This is a genomic window from Flavisphingomonas formosensis (assembly GCF_009755815.1).
Lineage (GTDB): Bacteria > Pseudomonadota > Alphaproteobacteria > Sphingomonadales > Sphingomonadaceae > Flavisphingomonas > Flavisphingomonas formosensis.
On record NZ_WRPK01000004.1, the window covers coordinates 118,651 to 140,346 of the forward strand.

Below are 21,696 nucleotides of genomic sequence, written 5' to 3' on the forward strand. Positions count from 1 at the left end.
TCTGGGGAGGAGAAACGTCAGGCGGCGCGGACCTCGGTCACTTCCGGCACATAGTGCTTGAGGAGTGTCTCGATGCCCTGCTTGAGCGTCGCGGTGGAGGACGGACAGCCCGAGCAGGCGCCGTGCATCGCCAGATAGACGGTACCCCGATCGAAGCCCCGATAGACGATGTCCCCTCCGTCCTTCGCGACCGCCGGCCGGACCCGTGTCTCGATCAGGTCCTTGATCTGCTCGACGATGTCGGCGTCGTCCGGATTGACCGGGAATTCGTCGTCGGGAATCTCGATGGCGGCTGCGCTGCCCTGACGGAACAGCGGGGCGCCGCTGGCGAAATGATCCAGCAGAACGCCGAGCACATTGGGTTTGAGATCGCGCCACTCGACGCTGGGTGCGGCGGTGACGGAGACGAAATCGCGCCCGAAGAAGACGCTGTCCACATCGCCGAGATCGAACAGGGCCTGCGCGAGAGGCGAAACCTGCGCCTCCTCGTCATTCGCGAAATCCCGCGTGCCGCCGTCCATCACCGTCTGCCCGGGCAGGAATTTCAGCGTGGCCGGATTCGGCGTCGTTTCGGTTTCGATCAGCATAGCCGGCATTTGGGGGGAATGGCGCGCAGGATCAAGCCCGGAATGGGGCGCGCACGGTGAGGAAATATGATGCGGCGGAGAAGCAAAATTGCACGGATCGCCATCGCGGGGTGCAGAATGCGCTGTAGCTCCGGTCGTCCGCGCCGCTTGTGTGCTTCGCAAAGGATATTTTTACCTGCCGATTGATGTTTCGGCCGCAACGCGCTATGTGCCGCGTGCGTCGGCGCCTTTAGGGGGGCTGGAACGAGGGCAGCGTGATCTCCTGCCGCCTCCAAATGGCAGGCCGGCTTTCTGTTCCACTAGACGCTTTGAGCCCAAGGCTTCCCATTTCACGCGGGTCGTCGATTTGAACCCGCGTGCGCGTCCTGTTTCGGGGCGCCACATCCCATTGAAAGTACCAAAGTGACTCAATTTTCCGATCTCGGTCTCGCCGAGCCGATTCAGCGTGCGTTGGCCGAAAAGGGCTATACCCAGCCCACTCCCATTCAGCTCCAGGCAATCCCGCCGGTGCTGGAAGGACGTGATCTGTGCGGCATCGCGCAGACCGGCACGGGCAAGACCGCAGCCTTTGCGCTGCCCTCGCTTCATCATCTGATCAACAGCCCGCGTCCTCGCGCGCCCGGCGCCTGCCGCATGCTCGTGCTGGCGCCGACCCGCGAACTCGCGAGCCAGATCGCCGAGAGCTGCGTGCTTTACGCCAAATTCCTCAACCTGCGCGTCGCCACCGTGTTCGGCGGCGTGCCGATCAACCGGCAGATCCGCCAGATGGGGCAGGGCGTCGACATCCTCGTCGCCACGCCCGGCCGCCTGCTCGATCTGATCGACCAGCGCGCGCTGCACCTGCGCAACGTCGAGATCCTCGTGCTCGACGAAGCCGACCAGATGCTCGATCTCGGCTTCATCCATGCGCTGAAGCGGATCCAGGCGATGGTGCCGAAGGTGCGCCAGACCCTGTTCTTCTCGGCGACCATGCCCAAGACCATCGCGGAGCTGGGCGACCGCTTCCTCACCGATCCGGTCAAGGTCTCGGTCGCACCGCAATCGACCACGGCCGAGCGGGTCGAGCAGTTCGCGACCTTCGTCAATCAGCAGGAGAAGCAGGCGCTGCTGACGCTGATGCTGCGCCGCGAGGCGATCGATCGGGCGCTGGTCTTCACCCGCACCAAGCATGGCGCGGACCGCGTGGTGAAGCATCTCCACGCCGCCGGCATCGGGGCCGAGGCGATCCACGGCAATAAGAGCCAGCCGCAGCGCGAGCGCGCGCTCGGCCTGTTCCGCTCGGGCGAGCTCAAGATCCTCGTCGCGACCGACATCGCGGCGCGCGGCATCGACGTGTCGGGCGTGAGCCATGTGTTCAACTTCGAGCTGCCGAACGTCGCCGAGCAATATGTCCACCGCATCGGCCGCACCGCGCGCGCCGGGCGCGAAGGCATTGCGATCAGCTTCGTCGCCGAAGACGAGCGCGCCTATCTGCGCGGCATCGAGAAGCTTACCCGGGTGCGGCTCACGCCGCTGCCGCTGCCGGAGAATTTCGAGCAGGAGAAGGCGCGGCTTCCCAAGCCGAGCCAGGCCAAGCCGACGGCGCAGCGCCGCCACGAGGAGGCCGGTGCCCGCCGCGACGATACGCGCGGCGAGGGACAGCCGCCGAAGCGCCGTTTCCCGCCGCGCCGCCGGGGCGGCGTCGGCGCGCACAAGAATGCGGTGAAGAAGGCCGGCGGGCGCTGATCCATTTCCCCGTCGTGCCGGACGCGTTCGGCATGACGGGGCCGGAGCTCACCGCTCGCGCTTGATCGCGCGGACCTTGTGCCAGACGAACCAGATCGCGGCCGCGGCGACGACCGCCACGATCACCACGTCCATATTGTGCAGCACGGCCTTGAGCCGCGGATCGGTGTTCCAGCGCACGCCGAGCTCGCGGCCGACCCAGGTCAGCGCGAAGCACCAGGGCCAGGAGCCGATGAAGGTATAGGCGTGGAAGCGCAGCAAGGGCATGCGCGCGACGCCGGCGGGAAAGGCGATGAAGGTGCGCACCACGGGCAGCAGCCGGCAGACCAGCACGGTGATCCCACCCCAGCGCTGGAAAAAGCCTTCGGCCCGGTCTAGATCATGGGTGCCTACCAGCACATATTTGCCCCAGCGCTGGACGAACGGCCGGCCGCCGCGCTTGCCCACCTCATAGGCGACGATCGAGCCGAGATTGCAGCCGATCGCACCTGCCGTCGCCGCCAGAAACAAATCCAGCTTGCCGACCGAGACGAGATAGCCGGCGAACGGCATGATGATCTCGGATGGCAGTGGAATACACGCGCTTTCGATCGCCATCAGGAGCGCGATGCCCCAATAGCCCCCCGCCGAGATCACCGCGATCGTGAAGGTGGCGAGGCTGGCGATCAGGCCGTGGAGATGCTGCATGGGCGTCGCTAGTGCCGCAATGCAGCAAGCTTGTCGAGGGGTGGTGGAGGTACTGCCGGAATATCTCCCTGGCGATCCCGGCTATTCTTCTTTGAACGGGTTTACGATCCGCAGGGATCCAATCTGTCGACCATCATCCATGTCTTCGCTATAGAGCGTGGTGCATTCCATTGCTTGGGCAGCGGCAATGATCGCGCAATCCCAATAGGAAAAGCGGTGCCTGACCTGTATTGACAGCGCTGCGTTCATGATCGTCAGGGTGATGTCCTGGATCGGTAAATCAGACCACAAATCCACGAATTGCTTAGCCAGATCTGGCGCGATCGCGTCAGGCCGGCTTGGACGCGTCGCCTGCACGTAAAATTCCTGAAGCACCTGCACGGACAGCGCGACGTCCTCCTCGTCGATGAGGCGACGAGCGATGTCGCGCTTCCGCAGTTCCTTCGGCAATCCGCTGATCGAATAAAGGAGGATATTGGTATCGAGGAATATGAGGTTGCTCACATGCCCCGACCGTGCACATCGTCGCGAGAGAGACGGGAGGCGCCCGAAAACCCGGTCACTCGTTCGCGCAGGGCCTGCTCCCTACGCTTCCTGTGCTCTCTCTCGCTTTCCCCCTCACCCAGATTTTTCAGGAACGATCGGACAAGCGCTGAAAGCGAGGTATCCATCTCGGCAGCCCTTATGCGGGCACGGCGATAGGTCTCATCATCGAGTGATACTGTGACATTCTTCATGTGTTCACAGTATCACAGTTCGCTGGCCGTCACAGCACATATTTGCTGAGATCCGTATTGCGCGCGATCTCCTTGAGTTGGCTTTCGACATAGGCAGCGTCGACGATGAGCGCGGTGCCGCTGCGATCCTCGGCGTCGAAGCTGACTTCCTCGAGCAGCTTCTCCATCACAGTCTGCAGCCGCCGCGCACCGATATTCTCGATGCTTTCGTTCACCTGGGCGGCGGTGCGCGCGATGGCGGCGATGCCGTCTTCGGTGAAACCGATTTCCACGCCTTCGGTGGCGAGCAGCGCGCGATATTGCTCGGTGAGTGAGGCGCGGGTCGCCGAGAGGATGCGAACGAAATCGGCCTCGGTAAGCGCTTTCAGCTCGACGCGGATCGGCAGGCGCCCCTGCAGCTCGGGCAGCAGGTCGCTCGGCTTGGCGACGTGAAAGGCGCCCGAAGCGATGAACAGGATATGATCCGTCTTCATCGGGCCATATTTGGTGGCGACGGTGGTGCCTTCGATCAGCGGCAGCAGATCGCGTTGCACGCCCTCACGGCTCACCGATCCGCCCCGCACGTCGCTCACCGCGATCTTGTCGATCTCGTCGAGGAAGACGATGCCGTTGGCCTCCGCATCGGCGAGCGCGGCGCGGCTGACCTCTTCCTGATCGAGCCGTTTGTCGCCCTCTTCTTCGACCAGCTTGGCCCATGCGGCACGCACCGTGAGCTTACGCCGCTTGGTCTTGCCCTGGCCGAATGCCTTGCCCATCATATCGGAGAGATTGATCATGCCGACCTGGCCGCCCATGCCGGGGATCTCGAACGGCGTGCCGCCGGTATCTTCCATCTCGATTTCGATTTCCTTCTCATCGAGATGGCCATCCTGGAAACGCTGGCGGAAGGCGGAGCGCGTGGCTTCGGACGCGTCCTTGCCGACGAGCGCGTCGAGCAGTCGCGCCATTGCTGCTTCCTCGGCCTTGTCTTTCACCGCGGCGCGGCGGCGCTCCTTCTCGAGCCGCACGGCCTCTTCGACGAGATCGCGGGCGATCTGCTCGACGTCGCGGCCGACATAGCCGACCTCGGTGAACTTGGTCGCCTCCACCTTCACGAAGGGCGCGTCGGCGAGCTTGGCGAGACGGCGGCTGATCTCGGTCTTGCCGCAGCCCGTCGGCCCGATCATCAGAATATTCTTGGGGCTCACCTCGTCGCGCAACTCCGGCGCGAGCTTCTGGCGGCGCCAGCGGTTGCGGAGCGCGACGGCAACGGCGCGCTTCGCCTCGTCCTGCCCGACGATATGGGCGTCCAGCGCGGCGACGATGGCTTTGGGGGTCAGATTGTCGTTCATTCTATGCTCCCCCCTCCCTTGCATGGGAGGGGCTGGGGGTGGGTGAGCCGCGACCGGGCTCGATGCCCGGCTGCGACGTGATCAGTTCACGCTGTCCAGCGTCTCGATGGTGAGCTGGTCGTTGGTGAAAACGCAAACGTCGGCGGCGATGGCCATCGCCTTGCGGCAGATCGTTTCGGCATCGGCTTCGTACTCGACCAGCGCGCGCGCCGCAGCCAGGGCGTAGTTGCCGCCCGATCCGATCGCCGCCACCCCGCCCACCGGCTCCAGCACGTCGCCATTGCCGGTCAGGATCAAGGTGACTTCCTTGTCGGCGACGATCATCAGCGCCTCGAGGTTGCGCAGATATTTGTCGGTGCGCCAGTCCTTGGCGAGCTCCACCGCGGCGCGCAGCAACTGGCCGTGATATTGCTCCAGCTTGCGCTCCAGCCGTTCGAACAGGGTGAAGGCATCCGCCGTCGCGCCGGCGAAGCCGCCGATCACCGAGCCGTCACCGAGCCGGCGAACCTTGCGGGCATTGGGCTTCATCACCGTATTGCCCATCGAAACCTGGCCGTCGCCCACCACCACTACCTTGCCGCCCTTGCGCACGGAAAGGATCGTCGTGCCGTGCCAGCCTATCTTGTCTTCGCTCATTTGAGTCCCGTGTTTCATGTCGTGGCGCGGGATATGGGCGCGACTGTCGCGGCCGGCAAGCGGCGCGGCCCTCAGCTACGGCCCACGAACATGAAAGCGGCAGCACCCGCAACGCACAGACCGGCGCCGAGATAACGCCAGGTGATGGGTTCCTTGAGAATGAACGTGGCGAACAGCGCGAAGACGCACAGAGTCACGCACTCCTGCATGATCTTGAGCTGTCCGCCGCTGAAGCCATGATAATAGCCGATCCGGTTGGCCGGGACCGCGAAGCAATATTCGACGAGCGCGATGCCCCACGAGGCGAGTATCACCACCCAGAGCCGCGCGTCGGGAAAGCGCAGATGGCCATACCAGGCGATGGTCATGAACAGATTGGAACAGATCAGCAGAGCGAGCGTGGGCATGTATGGGCCTCGTCGGCGAGTGGGTGTGAGCGCGTCGGACGGCGCAGCCGCCCTTGTTTCAGCATGAGCACGAAAGCGCCATGGCCGTGGAGAAATTCCCGATCGTCGAAGATTCTCCCGCATCGAAATCGCGCCATCGACGGTAGCTGACCGGTTCCGTCCGGAGGGAAACCGCTTTAGAGGTTCGGCCATGCTCACCGCTCTCGCCATTCGCGATGTCGTGCTGATCGAGGCGCTCGATCTGGATTTCGATCCGGGATTGGGGGCGCTCACCGGCGAGACCGGCGCGGGCAAGTCGATCCTGCTCGATGCGCTGGGCCTCACTTTGGGCGCGCGTGCCGACAGTGGCCTCGTCCGCCGCGGTGTTCAGCAGGCGGTCGTCACCGCGAGCTTCGACGTGCCCGCTGATCATCCCGCGATGCTGTTGCTGGCCGAGAACGGGCTGCAGATGGAGCCGGGCGAGCCGCTGATGATCCGCCGCGTCGTAAAGGCCGATGGCGGCAGTCGGGCAAGCGTCAACGATCAGCCCGTGTCCGCCACGCTGCTGCGCGAGTTGGCAGCTGGGCTCGTCGAGATTCACGGCCAGCATGACGATCGCGGCCTGCTCAATCCCCGTGGACATCGTGCGCTGCTCGACGCCTTCGGACGGATCGGCGTCGGCGCTCTGGCCGAGGCGCACCGCGCGTGGCGCTTGGCCGAGGATGCCTTGGCCAGCGCGCGCGTGGAATTGGAGACCGCCGCACGCGATCGCGAGTTCCTGGAGCACGCCGTAGCCGAACTCGGCGCCTTTGCGCCCGAGCCGGGAGAGGAGGCGAGCCTCGCCGAGGAGCGTGCCGAGATGCAGAAAGGCGCGCGTCTCGCCGGCGACCTCGACGCCGTCACACAGCATCTCGAGGGATCGGAAGGCGGGCTTGCGCAGCTTCGCCAGGCTGCGCGCCGGCTCGATCGCATCGCCGGTGAGCATCCGCTGCTTACAGACGCACTCGCCGCGTTGGATCGCGCGGTGATCGAAGCTGGCGAGGCGGAGGAGCAGCTCGCTGCCGCACTCAGCGCGATGGCCTTCGACCCGGCTCGCCTCGATGTAGTGGAGCGGCGCCTGTTCGATTTGCGCGCCCTGGCCCGCAAGCACCGCGTCGAACCCGACGCCCTCGCTGCGCTCGCCGCCGATCTAGCGGCCCGTCTGGCGCGGATCGAGGCGGGCGATCAGGGTATTGCGGCGCTAGAGAGCGCGCTCGCATCCGCGCGGGCGACCTATGAGGTGCTGGCCGAAAAGATCAGCGTGGAGAGGGCCGAGGCAGCTGGCCGGCTGGATGCCGCCGTCGCCGCGGAGCTCGCCCCGCTGAAGCTCGATGCCGCCCGCTTCCGCACGCTGGTCGAGCGCCAGCCCGAAAGCCAGTGGGGGCCGGGAGGGCGCGATCGCGTCGAGTTCGAAATTTCGACCAACCCCGGCGCGCCTTTCGCGCCGCTGATGAAGATCGCGAGCGGCGGCGAACTGTCGCGCTTCATCCTCGCGCTCAAGGTGGCGCTGGCCGAAGAGGGCGGGGCGACCACGATGATCTTCGACGAAATCGATCGCGGCGTCGGTGGTGCCGTTGCCAGTGCGATCGGCGAGCGGCTGTCGCGGCTTGCGGCCAAGGCGCAGATACTGGTTGTGACGCATAGTCCGCAGGTCGCGGCCCGCGCCGACGCGCATTGGCTGATCGCCAAAAGTCACGACGGCCTCGTTACTCGCACGGGCGTGCGTCCGCTGGACGCCGGGGAAAGGCGCGAGGAAATCGCCCGCATGCTTTCCGGTGCGGAAGTGACCGACGAGGCGCGGGCCCAGGCGGCCCGGCTGCTCGAAGTCGCTTGAGCGAGCAACGCCTGTCAGGCGAGCTGGGAACGTTTCGCCGACTTCATTTCTGCGAGGCAGCAGCGATTCCTTCCGCTGCGCTTGGCGCGGTATAGGGCAATGTCGGCCTCGGCGAGCCATTGTTCGCAAATTCCGACGTCGGTGCTCAGCGGTGCAATGCCGAAGCTGGCGGTGACGCGGATTATCGGATCGTCGCCGATCTCGAGCAGGGCCAGTTCCTCGCGGAACCGATTGGCGGCAGCGATGGCCGCCTCGCCATCGGTATCAGGCAGCAGCACGCCGAATTCCTCCCCGCCGAGCCGGCCGAAACAGTCAGTCGTGCGGACCGTGCCGAGGAAATATTTGGAGACCGTGGTCAGCACGCGATCACCGGCGGGATGGCCGTAGCCATCGTTGATCGCCTTGAAATGGTCGACATCCAGCATCAGCAGCGTAGCCGGCCGTTCATAGCGTTGAAACCGGGTAATCTCCTTGTCCATTTCGGTCAGGAAAGCGCGGCGGGTGAGCGCGCCGGTCAGATGGTCGCGCTCGGCAATCTGGCGAAGTTCCATCTGCTCGACCACGAGTTTGCCGAGCTTGCGCAATATGTCGATCTGCTGTGCGTCGAACTCGCGCGGCACCGTATCGATCGCGCAGAGCGAGCCGATCTGATAGCCGTCGGGTGTTTCCAGCGGCACGCCGGCATAGCTGGCGATATGCGGCATGCCCGTGACGAGCGGATTGTTCTGGAAGCGCGCATCCTCATTGGCATTGCTGACGATCATCGGCTCCCGCTGCCGGATCGTATAATTGCAAAAGGCGACATCGCGGGACGTTTCACGCGCGTCGATGCCCTGGCGAGACTTGAACCATTGCCTGTCTCGATCCACCAGCGACACCGCCGAGATCGGCACTCGCAGGATCGATTGGACGAGCTGGGTGATATTCTCGAACGCTTCCTCCTCCCGCGTGTCCAGAATATGATAACGATGCAGCGCCGCGACCCGGCCTTCCTCGTCGTTCAGCTTGACGTCGGCCATATCCCTGTCATCCGTTGTCTACCTCAGCCATCATCTCCGACCCATGTTAACGACGGGTAAGCACGTCGGTTTCGCGTGGCCTGTCGGACCAGAGCGGACGTTGATTCCGTACAGTCATTCTCTCTTGTCCATGACACTATGTCGCACCGATCGCGCAAGGCGGATAGAGGGGGGGCAAATATGTCGAGCTTGAGGGCGATCATTATCCCACACGTCATTTGATGACGATCACCCCCAGGAATATGGCGCGCGACACGCCGACTTTTCGAACGGCGTCTTTGGCCGCCGCACCGTGGCGCGCCCACCGTGCGAGCAGGGCCGCGTCGAAGCGCCGGATGCGAGTGATTTTCCGGACCAGGCGGCTTTACCGAATCATGGCACGCCGATCGTCCAGAACTATAGGTGTCTCGCTGACCGAATTGATGAGCGCCGAGCCGGGTGCCGACCGAAGCTGGCGGACCACCGCCATGCGCGAAACGGCGGCAAGCGTGCGGCACGCCTGGCTCCATGGCATCGCTGCCCGTCGGCCTCGGCTGAACTCGCGGACATGCGGCACAGCGCCGCCATCATGCGATCGAATAGCGCTGCTTGATGCGGCTTTCTATGCCGTCATCCCGACTTTCGCCGGGATGACGGTGATCTAACCCGATGCCGAAATCAGCCCGCCGCAGCCTGATCGACCGGCGCGCGACCGCGCTTCACCATCAGCTTGTTGAGCGCATTCACATAGGCCTTGGCGCTGGCCACCATCGTGTCCTGATGCGCGCCGCGGCCACGCGTGGTGCGGCCATCCTCGGCGAGGAGCACGGAGACCTCCGCCTGCGCGTCGGTGCCGCCGGTGACGGCATGGACCTCGTAGCGCTCCATCACCGATTTCTCATGCGGTACGATGAGGCGGATCGCGTTGAACAGCGCATCCACCGGGCCGTTGCCACGCGACGTGACGGTCTTTTCCTCGCCGTCCACCTCCAGCGTCAGGATCGCGCGCTGCGGGCCGTTCGAGCCGCAGTAGATCTCGACTTCCTTGACCTGGATACGGTCGTGACCGCGCAGCACCTCGTCGTCGACCAGCGCGACGATATCCTCGTCATAAACGGCCTTCTTGGCGTCGGCGAGGCTCTTGAATCTGCCGAACGCATCCTGGAACGCGTTGTCGCCAAGATTATAGCCCAACTCCTCCAGCTTCTGCCGGAAGGCGGCGCGGCCCGAATGCTTGCCCATCACCAGGCTGGACTGGGAGAGGCCGACACTCTCCGGCGTCATGATCTCGTAGGTCGAGGCGTCCTTGATCATCCCGTCCTGGTGAATGCCGCTCTCGTGCGCGAAGGCGTTGGCGCCGACGATCGCCTTGTTGGGCTGCACCTGGAAGCCCGTGATGCCGGAAATCAATCGGCTGGCGCGGGTGATCTCGGTCGAGACGATGTTGGTGCGCATCGGCATCACGTCGTGCCGCACCTTCAGCGCCATCGCGATCTCCTCCATCGCGGCATTGCCGGCGCGTTCGCCGATGCCATTGATGGTCGATTCCACCTGGCGCGCACCGGCCATCACCGCGGCCAGCGTATTGGCGACCGCGAGGCCCAGGTCATTGTGGCAATGGGTGGAGAAAATCGCCTTGTCGGCATTGGGAACGCGATTGATCACGTCGCGGAACATCGCGCCATAGGTTTCGGGCGTACCATAACCCACCGTGTCTGGCAGGTTGATTGTCCGCGCACCGGCGGCGATGGCGGTTTCCACCGCGCGCACCAGAAAGTCCGGATCGGTGCGGGTCGCATCTTCTGCGGACCATTCGACGTCGGGGCAGAGGCTGCGCGCCAGCGAAACCGTCCGTTCGATCGCGTCGATCACCTCGTCGGGAGTCTTGTTCAGCTTCACGCGCATGTGCAGCGGCGACGTGGCGATGAAGGTGTGGATGCGGGGGCGAGCGGCATGCTTCACCGCTTCCCACGCCCGCTCGATGTCTGCGCTCGCTGCACGCGCCAGGCTGGCGACGACCGCGCGCTTGCTCTGCTTCGCGACTTCGCTGACGGCCTCGAAATCGCCGGGCGAGGCGATGGCGAAACCGGCCTCGATGATATCCACGCCCATCGTTTCCAGCTGGGCCGCGACCTGCAGCTTCTCTTCGAGGTTCATCGAGCAGCCGGGAGACTGTTCGCCATCGCGCAACGTGGTGTCAAAAATCAAAATGGTGTCGGTCACGGGTGCCTGCTCCTGTGCAGGGTTGTCTGTTCGGGCGGATGGTAACCCCTTAGACGCCGTGGCTTGCAGGCCCGATCGAGCCCAAGCGAAAACGCGCGCCTAAGGGCGCGTAAGTCGAAGCAGGAGAAGGCCGCGGTGCGACGTCATATATCGGCGCATAACCCAGGAAGGGGAGAGAAGTCTATCCCTCATGATGCAGCTTGCGGCTGAAGCCCTCTCCCGCGCACGCGAGAGAGGGCCATGGACGATCGCTTCTCTAAGCCGCCGGCCGCTCGAAGGCGACAGTGATCTCCAGCGGCACCTCGTCCGGTACCAGGGGAATACCGTAGCTCACGCCGAAATCGCTGCGCTTGATCTTGGTTTCGGCCTTGAAGCCGATCGTCGCCTTCTTGCCGGCAGGGTTGGGCATGATACCGGCGCCGGTGAACTCGGCATCCAGCACCACCGGCTTGGTCACGCCCTTGATGGTCAGATCGCCGGTGATCTTCGCCCCATCGCCATCCTTGTCGATCGCGACGCTGGTGGATTTGAAGGTTGCGTTGGGGAATTTCGCGCTGTCGAAAAATTCCGGCTTCATCAGATGCTCGTTGAGCGCGGCGCTGGTCGTTACCAGGGCGGAGAGCGGAATGCTGATCTCCACCTTGGCCGCCGAGGGTTTCGCGGGATCGATCGTCAGCGATCCCGTCGGCGAGCCGAAGATACCGAAATAGTTGTTGAATCCGAGATGGTTGACCTCGAAAAGCACCTGCGTGTGGTGCGGATCCACGGTGTAGGTGCCGGCGGCGACGCGGCTTTTGTCCTTGGCACCGGGCGGTGAAGTCGGCATTTGCGCCAGCACCGGAACGGCGGCAGCGAAAAGAACAGACGCGGCGAATATCCTGCGCATGATTCTCTCTCCTGAAGTGTGTCAGCGCCTTTCAGGCTAACGGCGCGCTGCCATCATTCAAAGTCCCGAAACGGAAACCTACCGTTTCAACACGCAAGACGGACCATTGCCTCGCCAGCCTTGGCGGGCGATGCAGCGACGAAAGCATCGGAGAGCATGACATGAGCGACGCGATCACGCCCTTTACTCTCGCCATTCCGCAATCCGACATTGAAGATCTCTACCATCGGCTCGATCAGGCGCGCTGGCCCGAGCGCGAGACGGTCGACGACTGGTCTCAGGGCGCGCCGCTCGCCAAGGTTCGCGCGCTCTGCGAGCATTGGCGCCGCCGCTACAATTGGCGGGTATGCGAGGGAAAGCTCAACGCGCTCGGCCAGTTCCGCACGGAAATCGACGGATTGGGCATCCATTTCCTGCATGTGCGCTCGCCCCATGAGGATGCGCTGCCGCTGCTGCTGACCCATGGCTGGCCCGGATCGGTGGTCGAGTTCATGAAGACGGTCGGGCCGCTAATCAATCCCACCGCCCACGGCGGAAGCGCATCCGATGCCTTCCATCTCGTCATCCCGTCTCTTCCCGGCTACGGCTTTTCGGACAAGCCGCGTGAAACCGGCTGGGACATCGCGCGCATCGCCCGGGCCTGGGCGGTGCTGATGAAGCGCCTCGGCTATGACCGTTGGGTGGCGCAGGGAGGAGACTGGGGTTCGGCGGTCACGATGGCGATCGGCGCGCTCAAACCGGAGGGCTGCGCCGCCATCCACGTCAACATGTGCGTCGTGCCCGCAGCGGTGCAGCAGATGTTCCCAGAAGCCACCCAGCAAGAGCAGGAGGCGCAAGCCTCTCTCAAACATTATTTCGATTGGGATTCGGGCTATTCCAAGCAGCAGTCGACACGGCCGCAGACGCTGGGCTACGGCCTCACCGATTCACCGGTCGGTCAGGCGGCGTGGATATATGAGAAGATGTGGGCCTGGACCGACAATCGAGGCGAGCCCGAGGATGCGCTGAGCCTCGACGATATGCTCGACAACATCATGCTCTACTGGCTGCCGGCGACTGGCACCTCGTCGGCCCGGCTCTATTGGGAGAGCTTTCGCAGTTTCGGAGGAGCGACCATCGAACTGCCAATGGGTGTAAGCGTCTTTCCGCGGGACATCATGCGGGCTTCCCGCCGGTGGATGGAGCAGGTTGCACCCAACCTCATCCACTATAACGCGCTGGATCGCGGCGGCCATTTCGCTGCCTGGGAACAGCCGGCGCTGTTCGTGGACGAAGTGCGGAAATGTTTTGCCTTGGTGAGATAGCTGCCTTCATCCTCCCCATCGCGGAACCATGGGGAGGATGAAGAAAAAGCTCAGTTCTTGGCTTTGTCGACCAGCTTGTTCTTGGCGATCCACGGCATCATCGCGCGCAGCTCGGCACCGACCTTTTCGATCGGATGCGCGTTCTGCAGCTTGCGGGCTGCCTTCAGCTCCGGATTGCCGGCGCGGTTGTCGAGCACGAAGCGCTGGACGAAGCGGCCCTGCTGGATGTCGGTCAGCACGCGCTTCATCTCGGCCTTGGTCTCGTCGGTGATGACGCGTGGGCCGGTGTGATAGTCGCCATATTCGGCGGTGTTGCTGATCGAATAGCGCATGTTGGCGATGCCGCCCTCATACATCAGGTCGACGATCAGCTTCACTTCGTGGAGGCATTCGAAATAGGCCATCTCGGGCGAATAGCCGGCCTCGGTGAGCGTCTCGAAGCCGGCCATGATCAGGTGGCTGAGGCCACCGCAGAGCACCGCCTGCTCGCCGAACAGATCGGTCTCGCACTCTTCCTTGAAGGTGGTCTCGATCACGCCCGAGCGGCCGCCGCCGATCGCGGAAGCGTAGGAGAGGGCGATGTCGTGCGCATTGCCCGAGGCGTCCTGCGCGATCGCGATCAGGCAGGGCACGCCGCCGCCGCGCTGATATTCGGAGCGCACGGTGTGGCCCGGGCCCTTCGGTGCGATCATGAACACGTCGATGTCCGCCTTCGGCTCGATCAGGCCGAAATGCACGTTGAGGCCGTGCGCGAAGGCGATGGCGGCACCCGGCTTGAGGTTGGGGGCGAGATCGTCATTGTAGATCGCGGCCTGATGCTCGTCGGGCGCCAGGATCATGATGATGTCGGCCCAGGCGGCCGCCTCGGCGTTGGACAGCACCTTGAAGCCGGCCTCTTCCGCCTTCTTGGCGGTGGCTGAATCCGGGCGCAGTGCGATCGCGACTTCGCTCACGCCCGAATCCCGAAGGTTCTGGGCATGGGCATGGCCCTGGCTGCCGTAGCCGACGATGGCGATCTTCTTGGTCTTGATGAGGCCGATGTCGGCGTCACGATCGTAATAAACCCGCATTCGCTCTTCCTTTTATGACCTTTCCTCCCCCCTTCGGGGAGAGGATACGGAGACTTGGGTCGCGCGAGCGGCCCCAGTCGGAGTTGGAGAGGGCATGAGCGTGACGGCACCGTGCCCTCACTCTTCCGCCGTTTTGCGGCGGGCCCCTCCCTCTCCCCTGCAGGGGAGAGGGGTTTAGTGCGTCACGCCGCTTCCTTGCCTCGCGCGATGGCGGCGACGCCGGTCCGGGCGACCTCGACAAGGCCGACCTCGCGCATCAGCTCGAGAAACTTGTCGATCTTCTCGATCCCGCCGGTCACTTCGAAGACGAAGCTGGTCGTCGTCGCATCGACGACCCGGGCACGATACACCTCGGCGAGGCGCAGCGCCTCGATCCGGTGATCGCCGCTGCCCACCACCTTTACCAGCGCGAGTTCACGCTCGACATGCGGGCCGAGCTCGCTGAGGTCGGTCACCCTGTGGACGTTCACCAGCCGGTCGAGCTGCGCGATGATCTGGTCGATCACCTCGGGCGAGCCGGAGGTGACGATCGTGATGCGGCTGACGGCATGGTCGGGCGTGATGTCCGCCACGGTCAGGCTCTCGATATTATAGCCGCGAGCGGTGAACATACCGGCGATGCGGGCGAGGATGCCCGCTTCGTTGTCGACCGTCAGGGAGAGCGTGTGACGCTCCGCTGCTTCCGGTTTGATGTGCATCAGACGAGCGCCTTCGCCGCATCGTCGAGTTCGCCCGAAACTTCGTCGGAATGGAGCAGCATCTCGGTGTGCGCCGCGCCAGACGGGATCATCGGGAAGCAGTTGGCGAGTTTCGCTACCCGGCAATCGACCATCACCGGCCCGTCATATTTCAGCATCTCGTCTATGCCTGCATCCAATTCGCCAGGATCCTCGATCCGCATGCCCTTCCAGCCGAAGGCTTCGGCCAGCCGCACGAAATCGGGCAGCGCCTCGCTGTAGCTTTCCGAATAACGGCCGGAATAGGTCAGCTCCTGCCACTGGCGGACCATGCCCATATATTCGTTGTTGAGGATGAATATCTTGATCGGCAGGCGATATTGGGTCGCGGTCGCCATCTCCTGGATGTTCATCAGGATCGAGGCCTCGCCCGCAATGTCGATGACCAGCGCGTTCGGATTGCCGAGCTGCGCGCCGATGGCGGCGGGGAGGCCATAGCCCATCGTGCCGAGTCCGCCCGAGGTCAGCCACTTGTTCGGCCCCTCGAAGTCGAAATGCTGCGCAGCCCACATCTGGTGCTGGCCCACCTCGGTGGTGATGATCGGGTTGCGGTGATGAGTCGCTTCCCACAGGCGGCGGATCGCATGCTGCGGCATGATCTCCTTCACCGAATCCGGATAGGCGAGCGACTTCTTCGCGCGCCATTCGTCGATCCGCGCCAGCCAGGGCTTCAGATCGGGCGTCTCGGGCCGGCGCGCCTTCCAGATGCGAACCATGTCTTCCATGACGCGGCCGACGTCGCCGACCAGCGCGAGATCCGAGCGCACCGTCTTGTTGATCGACGAGCGATCGATATCGACGTGGATCTTCTTCGAATGCGGCGCGAAGGCATCGAGCCGCCCCGTGATGCGATCGTCGAAGCGCGCGCCCAGGCAGACGATCAGGTCGGCCTGGTTCATCGCCATGTTCGCCTCATAGGTGCCGTGCATGCCGAGCATGCCGAGCCATTGAGAAGAAGAGGCCGGAAACGCGCCGAGGCCCATCAGGGTGGAGGTGACCGGCGCGCCCGTGATCCGCGCCAGTTCGCGTAGTATCTGGCTCGCCGCAGGCCCGGAATTGATGATGCCGCCGCCGGTATAGAGGATCGGCCGCTCGGCCGCCGCCATCATCTCGATTGCGGTCTCGACGAGGTGCGTCTCGGCCTTCACCTGCGGACGATAACCGTGCGTGCCCGGCCCTGCCGGCTTGCGATAGGGCGCGGTCGCGACCTGGACGTCCTTGGGCAGATCGATCAGCACCGGACCGGGACGGCCGGAGGTGGCGATGTGGAACGCCTCATGGACGATCTCGCCGAGCTTCGCCGGATCTTTCACCAGATAATTATGCTTGGTGCAGTGACGGGTGATGCCGATCGTGTCGGCTTCCTGGAAGGCGTCCGATCCGATGAGGTGTGTTGCGACCTGGCCGGTGATGACGACCATCGGGATCGAATCCATCAACGCGTCCGTGATGCCGGTGACGGCATTGGTCGCGCCCGGGCCGGAGGTGACGAGGACGACGCCCGGCTTGCCGGTAGAGCGCGCATAGCCCTCGGCGGCATGTGCCGCGCCGCCTTCCTGGCGGACGAGGATATGGCGGATGCGCTTCTGCTTGAAGAGCTCGTCGTAGATGGGGAGGACCGCGCCGCCCGGATAGCCGAACACGACTTCCACGCCGAGATCGCATAGCGCCTCGACAAGGATCTGCGCGCCGCTCCGTTCCGCAACCATCTTTCCGTCCTTTCGAAGCGCGCCCCATAAGGGATTACGCGCGAAATTTGAACCTCGCGGACGAGAATCCGCGTGAATCAGGGAAATGGCGCACTAAGGGTAAGAAATTATCCTGTCAACGCATTGATGCGTAATTTTATTACGGTTTCATCGATTATATTATCATCAAGTTGTCGCGTTTCGCGCTCCCACTCTGACGGCGGCTGATGGGCGAACCACGTAAATTGGCGTTTGGCATATTGCCGGGTGGCGGCTTGCGCCCGCTCGGTCGCCGTCTCCCGGTCGATCTTGCCAGCGAGCAGTGCGCCGATCTCCGGCACACCGATTGCGCGCATGACGGGTAGATCGGGATCGAGAGCGCGGGAGAGGAGGGCGCGTACCTCGTCGATAGCGTTCGTCGGCTCGCCGGATTGAGCATCACCCGCATGTGGCTCCAGCATTTGCAGGAACCGCGCATCGCACCGTGCGCGCAGCCATTCGCGCGGGGGCAGCAGGATCAGCGGCACCAGTCGGATGGTATGGCCGATCCCGCCGATCTTTTCCGCCTGCCACGCCGCCAGCGTCCGGCCGGTCGAGCGGACCACCTCGAGAGCGCGTGCCACGCGGGTCGTATCCGTCGCGCGGAGCCGGGCGGCCGCCTTGGCGTCCTCGTGTGCCAGCGCGGCATGGGCCTCCGCCACCGGCAGTGCGCGTACGGCGGAACGGATGTCGGGATCGATCTCGGGCACGGGAGCGATCCCGTTCAGCAAGGTATGCAGGTACAGACCCGTGCCGCCAGCCAGGATCGGCAATCGTCCGGCCGCATGCGCGTCGTCGATCGCCGCGCGCGCCTCCGCCGCCCAGCGTGCGGCCGAGCAGCTTTCGGCGCCATCTATATGGCCGAACAGGCGATGCGGCGCGCGTGCCTCGTCTGCCCGGGAAGGGCGGGCAGACAAGATCCGCAGATCGCGGTAGACCTGCGCGCTGTCCGCGTTGATGACGGTTCCTCGCGCAATTTCTGCGAGCCGCATTGCGAGAGCCGACTTGCCGCTGGCGGTCGGCCCCGCAATAAGCGCGACGGGCGGAAGGGAAGGAGCGGCCGGTTTGTTCATCGCCACGCTGATAGCAGTTGAGGGTCTTGCGGGGGGCGATATTTCTGCCGCGCGCGACGCGTTGGCCGACGCTGGCCTCGCGCCCGGCGTTGGCCGCTGGGTGGAGCGCTGCTATGCATCCGACGTGCCGTTCGCGGGCGATCCGGTCGCCGCGCGCGCTGCCCTGGAAGGCCTGATCGACAAAGTCGACGTGATAGTGCAGCCCGAGGAGGGGCGCGCCAAGCGGTTGCTCGTCGCCGACATGGATTCGACGATGATCACCATCGAGTGCATCGATGAGCTGGCCGACTATGCGGGGATCAAGGCGCAGATCGCCGAGGTGACCGAGCGAGCGATGCGCGGCGAGCTCGATTTCGAAGGCGCTCTGGATGCGCGGGTCGCGCTGCTGAAGGGGCTCGATGCCGGCGCGATCGACCGCTGCTATGCGGAACGGGTCAAGATCATGCCCGGTGCCAAGCCGCTGATCCGCACCATGCGGGCCCATGGCGCACGCAGCGTGCTGGTGTCGGGCGGCTTCACCGTTTTCGCGGATCGCGTCGCCGCTGAGATCGGCTTCGATCGCGCCATCTCCAACACGCTCGAAATTACGGCCGGTGCGCTCGCCGGCACGGTGCGCCGTCCGATCGTCGGCGCGGCGGCAAAGAAGGAAACCCTGCTTGCCGAAATCGCGACCCTGGGCATTGCCGCGGACGCGACGCTCGCGGTGGGGGACGGCGCGAACGACATTCCGATGATCGAGACGGCCGGGCTCGGCGTCGCCTATCACGCAAAGCCGAAGACGGCCGCTGCGGCTGCCGCGCGGATCGCGCATGGCGATCTTTCGGCGCTGCTCTACGCGCAGGGCTACGCCCGGGCGGAGTGGGCAGAGGCCTGATCGCGGCAGCTGAAGGCGTCTGGACGAAACGGGAAGGGCTGGAAGGCCTGCTTCAAGGTCTGCTCATATCCGCTGCGATGGCAGCGAGGGCGAAGGCGACCGCATTTTCGCCGCGATCCAGGCTGATGCCTATGCCATCGTCCTTCACTTCGATCACCCGGCCCTGGATGCTCCCGGCTTCGGGATGACGCAGCTCGACCATCCGGCCGATTTCCGGCCGGGCATTGGTTTCGAGGAACGCATGCGCCCCGGTGATCTCGCGTAATGCGGCCGGGGCGGCGGATTCGGCTATGAGGATGCACATCCGCCGGCGGCGCCAGCGTGATGCCATTACCGGCCGAATCGTGAAGTTTCGCCTGGTCCCCATCGACGGCCAGCATCCCGGCCAAGCGCCAAGAAATGGTTAACGGTGCAGCCCGTCGCTGATCAGGCTCGCCTGATCAGCATATTGCCGCCCTGGCGAGTTACGGTGCGGCGACCGGGAAGCAGGGCTGTCCGACCAGTTCGGAACAGGCGCGCGCCGCGGCGGCGCGGTTCGGATAGGGGCCGGCCTGCAGCCGCGTGATCGGTCCGGCTTCGACGACATAGGAGCGTGCGCCGGGCAGCCGGCCGCTGACGCGCGTCCACAATGTCCTGGCAGTGGCGGCGCTGCTGAAGGCGCCGAGCTGGATACGCCAGCCGCCTTCGCCTGCCATGGGGGCGCTGCCTTGTGCCTGCGAGGGGATCGCGCGCGCCGGCGCGGCGGCGGGCGGCGGTGGCGGCGAGGCTGCGGCCGCTGGTGCCGAAGGCGGCAGATCGGTGGTGCGTATTGCGGGACGGGGCGGGGGTGGCGGCGTCGGGCTCGGCGAGCGCGGCTGCGCGTCGGCCATGCTCGATGAAGGCTGGCTCTTCGCCATCTCCGCGGCGAGGGCGAGGCCCTGCCGGCGCTGATCGGCAGGGATATAGGTATCCATCTGGGTGAGGCTGGTCGTCGCCTGCGGCAAGCCGGCGGCGGCGGCGCGCGTCATAAGCGCATAGGCCTTCACCCAGTCCTTGGTCACCAGTTCGCCATTGAACATTGCGGTGCCAAGCACATATTGCGCGCGCGGCTCGCCATGGTCAGCGGCCTTCTGGATCCAGGGCATCGCCGCAGCGCGATCGCCATTCTGGAAAAGGATGAGGCCGAGATTGGCCTGGGCCTGCTCGTGGCCCTGCTGGGCGGCCTTCTGGTACCAGCTCTGTGCCTGGCCGAGGTCGGTGGGCACGCCACGGCCCAGCTTATATGCCTGTGCAAGATTGAACTGGGCATCGGCGTCGCCGGCTTCCGCAGCCGGTTTCCATTGTGCCACCGCAGTCGCATAATCGCCGCGCTGCCAGGCATCCACACCGTCCTTTACCGAGGCTGTAGCCGCGGTTCCGACAATCGCCCCCATGGCAGCCACGGCCAACGCAAACGTGGCGACAAACCTCATTCGTCTTCCCCTCGACGGACGCGAACATCCCGGGGTTCTTGCCACATAGGGCTAATCATGTCTTAGCAAAATTTGCCGCACATCCCGTTGCGGGACAAAAAAGGCTAATCGCTATCCCGATGGATTAACCAGTTTTTAGCCACAGGTATGGCATTTCGGCCCTGGATTGGGGAAGGGCCGAGGGGCAGGCATGCGGGTATTGGCGCTGGCATCGCAAAAGGGAGGATCGGGCAAGACGACCTTGTCGGGTCATCTCGCCGTTCAGGCCCAGCGATCGGGCGGTGGACCGGTCGTCCTGATAGACATTGATCCGCAAGGTTCCCTCACCGACTGGTGGAACGAACGGGAAGACGAGCTTCCGGCCTTTGCGCAGACCACCGTGGCGCGTCTCGCCACGGATCTGGAAACCCTTCGGCAGCAGGGGTTTCGCCTGGCTGTGATCGATACGCCGCCGGCCATCACCATGGCGATCCACAGCGTCATCCAGGTTGCCGAGCTCGTGCTCATCCCGACTCGGCCCAGTCCGCACGATCTGCGCGCCGTGGGCGCTACCGTGGATCTGTGCGAGCGCGCGGGCAAGCCGCTGCTGTTCGTCGTCAACGGAGCCACACCCAAGGCGAGAATAACGTTCGAAGCGGCTGTCGCACTGTCGCAGCATGGCACCGTCGCGCCGGTGACCGTCCATCATCGGACGGATTTCGCTGCCTCGATGATCGATGGACGCACCGTGATGGAGGTCGACGCCAAAGGTCGTTCGACGCAGGAGATCGAAGCGCTCTGGGGCTATGTCTCCGATCGGCTCGAGAAGAATTTCCGGCGAACCGTGTTCAGTGTTCCCGGCACTGCCATGGCCGGCCCGGCCCTGCGTCCGACGGGCGGCTTCGGTCGCCGCATGATCGGACAGTGAGGATCCGGAGCATGGCCGAGACCAAATCCTTCGCGTCGCTTACCTCAGGCCTCCTCGCCCGCAAGGGTTTTGCCCGCCCGGCGATGCGCCCGCAGCCCTTGATGCCGATCGATGGGGCCGACGACGATCTCGGCTGGAACGATGTGGGCGAACAGCCGACGCCGCCGGCGCGCCAGCAGGCGGAGATCGCACACAGCCTTGGCGTGCGGCAGGAGAGGCTGGAGCCGCGACCTGAACGGCCGGCCGCCTCGCTGCTGGTCGTGCCGATTTCGCGCGCCAAGCCGGGCCGGGAAAAGGCTGCTTTCACGCTTCGTCTGGATCAGGAGCGTCATCTGCGCCTGCGGGTCGCGTGCGCCGTCACCCGGCGTTCTGCGCAGCAGATCGTGACCGAGGCGCTGGATGCTTTCCTCGCGAAGATGCCGGAGGTGGAGGAGTTCTCGCACTCCGTGGCGCAGGCCGACGGCGGGAAGTGATTGGGGAATAG

21 protein-coding genes are annotated in these 21,696 nt (G+C 64.7%); 6 read left to right on the top strand and 15 right to left on the bottom strand.

The genetic code is table 11. The features are described from left to right. Nucleotides 1–17: 17 nt before the first annotated feature. Nucleotides 18–587: a NifU family protein gene (locus GQY20_RS12605; protein ID WP_198350942.1), complete on the bottom strand. Its 570-nt coding sequence runs from the start codon at nt 585–587 to the stop codon at nt 18–20. Between the two features lie 402 nt (nt 588–989). On the opposite strand from GQY20_RS12605, the gene GQY20_RS12610 reads away from it, so the two are divergent. Then, nucleotides 990–2,312 carry a DEAD/DEAH box helicase gene (locus GQY20_RS12610; RefSeq protein ID WP_157217456.1) on the top strand — a complete coding sequence of 441 codons (1,323 nt, stop codon included), beginning with the start codon at nt 990–992 and terminating at the stop codon, nt 2,310–2,312. A 48-nt stretch (nt 2,313–2,360) separates the two neighbouring features. On the opposite strand, the gene GQY20_RS12615 is transcribed toward GQY20_RS12610, so the two are convergent. From GQY20_RS12615 to GQY20_RS12635, 5 genes are all read right to left on the bottom strand, one after another. Further along, the gene (locus GQY20_RS12615) at nt 2,361–2,999 is read right to left on the bottom strand and encodes a DedA family protein (protein WP_157217457.1); all 639 of its coding nucleotides are present in this window, start codon (nt 2,997–2,999) and stop codon (nt 2,361–2,363) included. A gap of 81 nt (nt 3,000–3,080) precedes the next feature. After that, a complete protein-coding gene (locus GQY20_RS12620) occupies nt 3,081–3,503 on the bottom strand; it encodes a PIN domain-containing protein (RefSeq protein WP_198350943.1) in 423 nt (140 codons plus the stop codon). Between the two features lie 262 nt (nt 3,504–3,765). Then, entirely contained in the window at nt 3,766–5,067 is a 1,302-nt protein-coding gene (gene hslU / locus GQY20_RS12625; RefSeq protein ID WP_157217458.1) for an ATP-dependent protease ATPase subunit HslU, read from the bottom strand. 81 nt (nt 5,068–5,148) lie between these two features. Continuing rightward, a complete protein-coding gene (hslV, locus tag GQY20_RS12630) occupies nt 5,149–5,703 on the bottom strand; it encodes an ATP-dependent protease subunit HslV (RefSeq protein ID WP_157217459.1) in 555 nt (184 codons plus the stop codon). 71 nt (nt 5,704–5,774) lie between these two features. Beyond that, on the bottom strand, nt 5,775–6,110 hold the full coding sequence (locus GQY20_RS12635; RefSeq protein ID WP_157217460.1) for a DMT family protein: 336 nt from the start codon (nt 6,108–6,110) through the stop codon (nt 5,775–5,777). A 190-nt stretch (nt 6,111–6,300) separates the two neighbouring features. Between GQY20_RS12635 and recN the strand changes: the two genes are divergently transcribed. Further along, nucleotides 6,301–7,962 (top strand): DNA repair protein RecN, encoded by a 1,662-nt coding sequence (gene recN / locus GQY20_RS12640; protein ID WP_157217461.1) that lies wholly within the window; start codon nt 6,301–6,303, stop codon nt 7,960–7,962. 14 nt (nt 7,963–7,976) lie between these two features. On the opposite strand, the gene GQY20_RS12645 is transcribed toward recN, so the two are convergent. The 3 genes from GQY20_RS12645 to GQY20_RS12655 form a co-directional block, all read right to left on the bottom strand. Continuing rightward, nucleotides 7,977–8,981: a sensor domain-containing diguanylate cyclase gene (locus tag GQY20_RS12645; RefSeq protein ID WP_157217462.1), complete on the bottom strand. Its 1,005-nt coding sequence runs from the start codon at nt 8,979–8,981 to the stop codon at nt 7,977–7,979. A gap of 657 nt (nt 8,982–9,638) precedes the next feature. Further along, nucleotides 9,639–11,183: a 2-isopropylmalate synthase gene (locus GQY20_RS12650; protein ID WP_157217463.1), complete on the bottom strand. Its 1,545-nt coding sequence runs from the start codon at nt 11,181–11,183 to the stop codon at nt 9,639–9,641. Between the two features lie 256 nt (nt 11,184–11,439). Continuing rightward, entirely contained in the window at nt 11,440–12,069 is a 630-nt protein-coding gene (locus GQY20_RS12655) for a YceI family protein (protein WP_157217464.1), read from the bottom strand. Between the two features lie 161 nt (nt 12,070–12,230). Here GQY20_RS12655 and GQY20_RS12660 point away from each other — a divergent pair, with 161 nt between their 5' ends. After that, a complete protein-coding gene (locus GQY20_RS12660; protein ID WP_157217465.1) occupies nt 12,231–13,373 on the top strand; it encodes an epoxide hydrolase family protein in 1,143 nt (380 codons plus the stop codon). A gap of 50 nt (nt 13,374–13,423) precedes the next feature. Here the strand turns inward: GQY20_RS12660 and ilvC are convergent, their stop codons facing one another. From ilvC to miaA, 4 genes are all read right to left on the bottom strand, one after another. After that, nucleotides 13,424–14,443, bottom strand: a complete 1,020-nt coding sequence (ilvC, locus tag GQY20_RS12665) for a ketol-acid reductoisomerase (protein WP_157217466.1) — start codon at nt 14,441–14,443, stop codon at nt 13,424–13,426. 182 nt (nt 14,444–14,625) lie between these two features. Next, nucleotides 14,626–15,141 carry an acetolactate synthase small subunit gene (gene ilvN, locus GQY20_RS12670; RefSeq protein ID WP_157217467.1) on the bottom strand — a complete coding sequence of 172 codons (516 nt, stop codon included), beginning with the start codon at nt 15,139–15,141 and terminating at the stop codon, nt 14,626–14,628. Then, nucleotides 15,141–16,889, bottom strand: a complete 1,749-nt coding sequence (locus GQY20_RS12675; RefSeq protein ID WP_157217468.1) for an acetolactate synthase 3 large subunit — start codon at nt 16,887–16,889, stop codon at nt 15,141–15,143. Before GQY20_RS12675 ends, ilvN begins: the two co-directional genes overlap by 1 nt. A gap of 107 nt (nt 16,890–16,996) precedes the next feature. Next, nucleotides 16,997–17,980, bottom strand: coding sequence for a tRNA (adenosine(37)-N6)-dimethylallyltransferase MiaA (gene miaA, locus GQY20_RS12680; protein ID WP_157217469.1), 984 nt, complete (start codon nt 17,978–17,980; stop codon nt 16,997–16,999). Here miaA and serB point away from each other — a divergent pair. Then, the gene (gene serB / locus GQY20_RS12685) at nt 17,973–18,854 is read left to right on the top strand and encodes a phosphoserine phosphatase SerB (RefSeq protein WP_157217470.1); all 882 of its coding nucleotides are present in this window, start codon (nt 17,973–17,975) and stop codon (nt 18,852–18,854) included. The two genes, miaA and serB, sit on opposite strands and share 8 nt — an antisense overlap. A gap of 52 nt (nt 18,855–18,906) precedes the next feature. Here serB and GQY20_RS12690 read toward each other — a convergent pair whose 3' ends face one another. Together GQY20_RS12690 and GQY20_RS12695 are read right to left on the bottom strand one after the other, a co-directional pair. Continuing rightward, on the bottom strand, nt 18,907–19,185 hold the full coding sequence (locus GQY20_RS12690; RefSeq protein WP_157217471.1) for a hypothetical protein: 279 nt from the start codon (nt 19,183–19,185) through the stop codon (nt 18,907–18,909). A 133-nt stretch (nt 19,186–19,318) separates the two neighbouring features. Beyond that, nucleotides 19,319–20,305: an SPOR domain-containing protein gene (locus tag GQY20_RS12695; protein WP_157217472.1), complete on the bottom strand. Its 987-nt coding sequence runs from the start codon at nt 20,303–20,305 to the stop codon at nt 19,319–19,321. A gap of 190 nt (nt 20,306–20,495) precedes the next feature. Between GQY20_RS12695 and GQY20_RS12700 the strand changes: the two genes are divergently transcribed. Next, nucleotides 20,496–21,212, top strand: coding sequence for a ParA family protein (locus tag GQY20_RS12700; RefSeq protein ID WP_157217473.1), 717 nt, complete (start codon nt 20,496–20,498; stop codon nt 21,210–21,212). An 11-nt stretch (nt 21,213–21,223) separates the two neighbouring features. Next, complete coding sequence (locus GQY20_RS12705) at nt 21,224–21,685, top strand: hypothetical protein (RefSeq protein ID WP_157217474.1); 462 nt, start codon at nt 21,224–21,226, stop codon at nt 21,683–21,685. Nucleotides 21,686–21,696 lie beyond the last annotated feature (11 nt).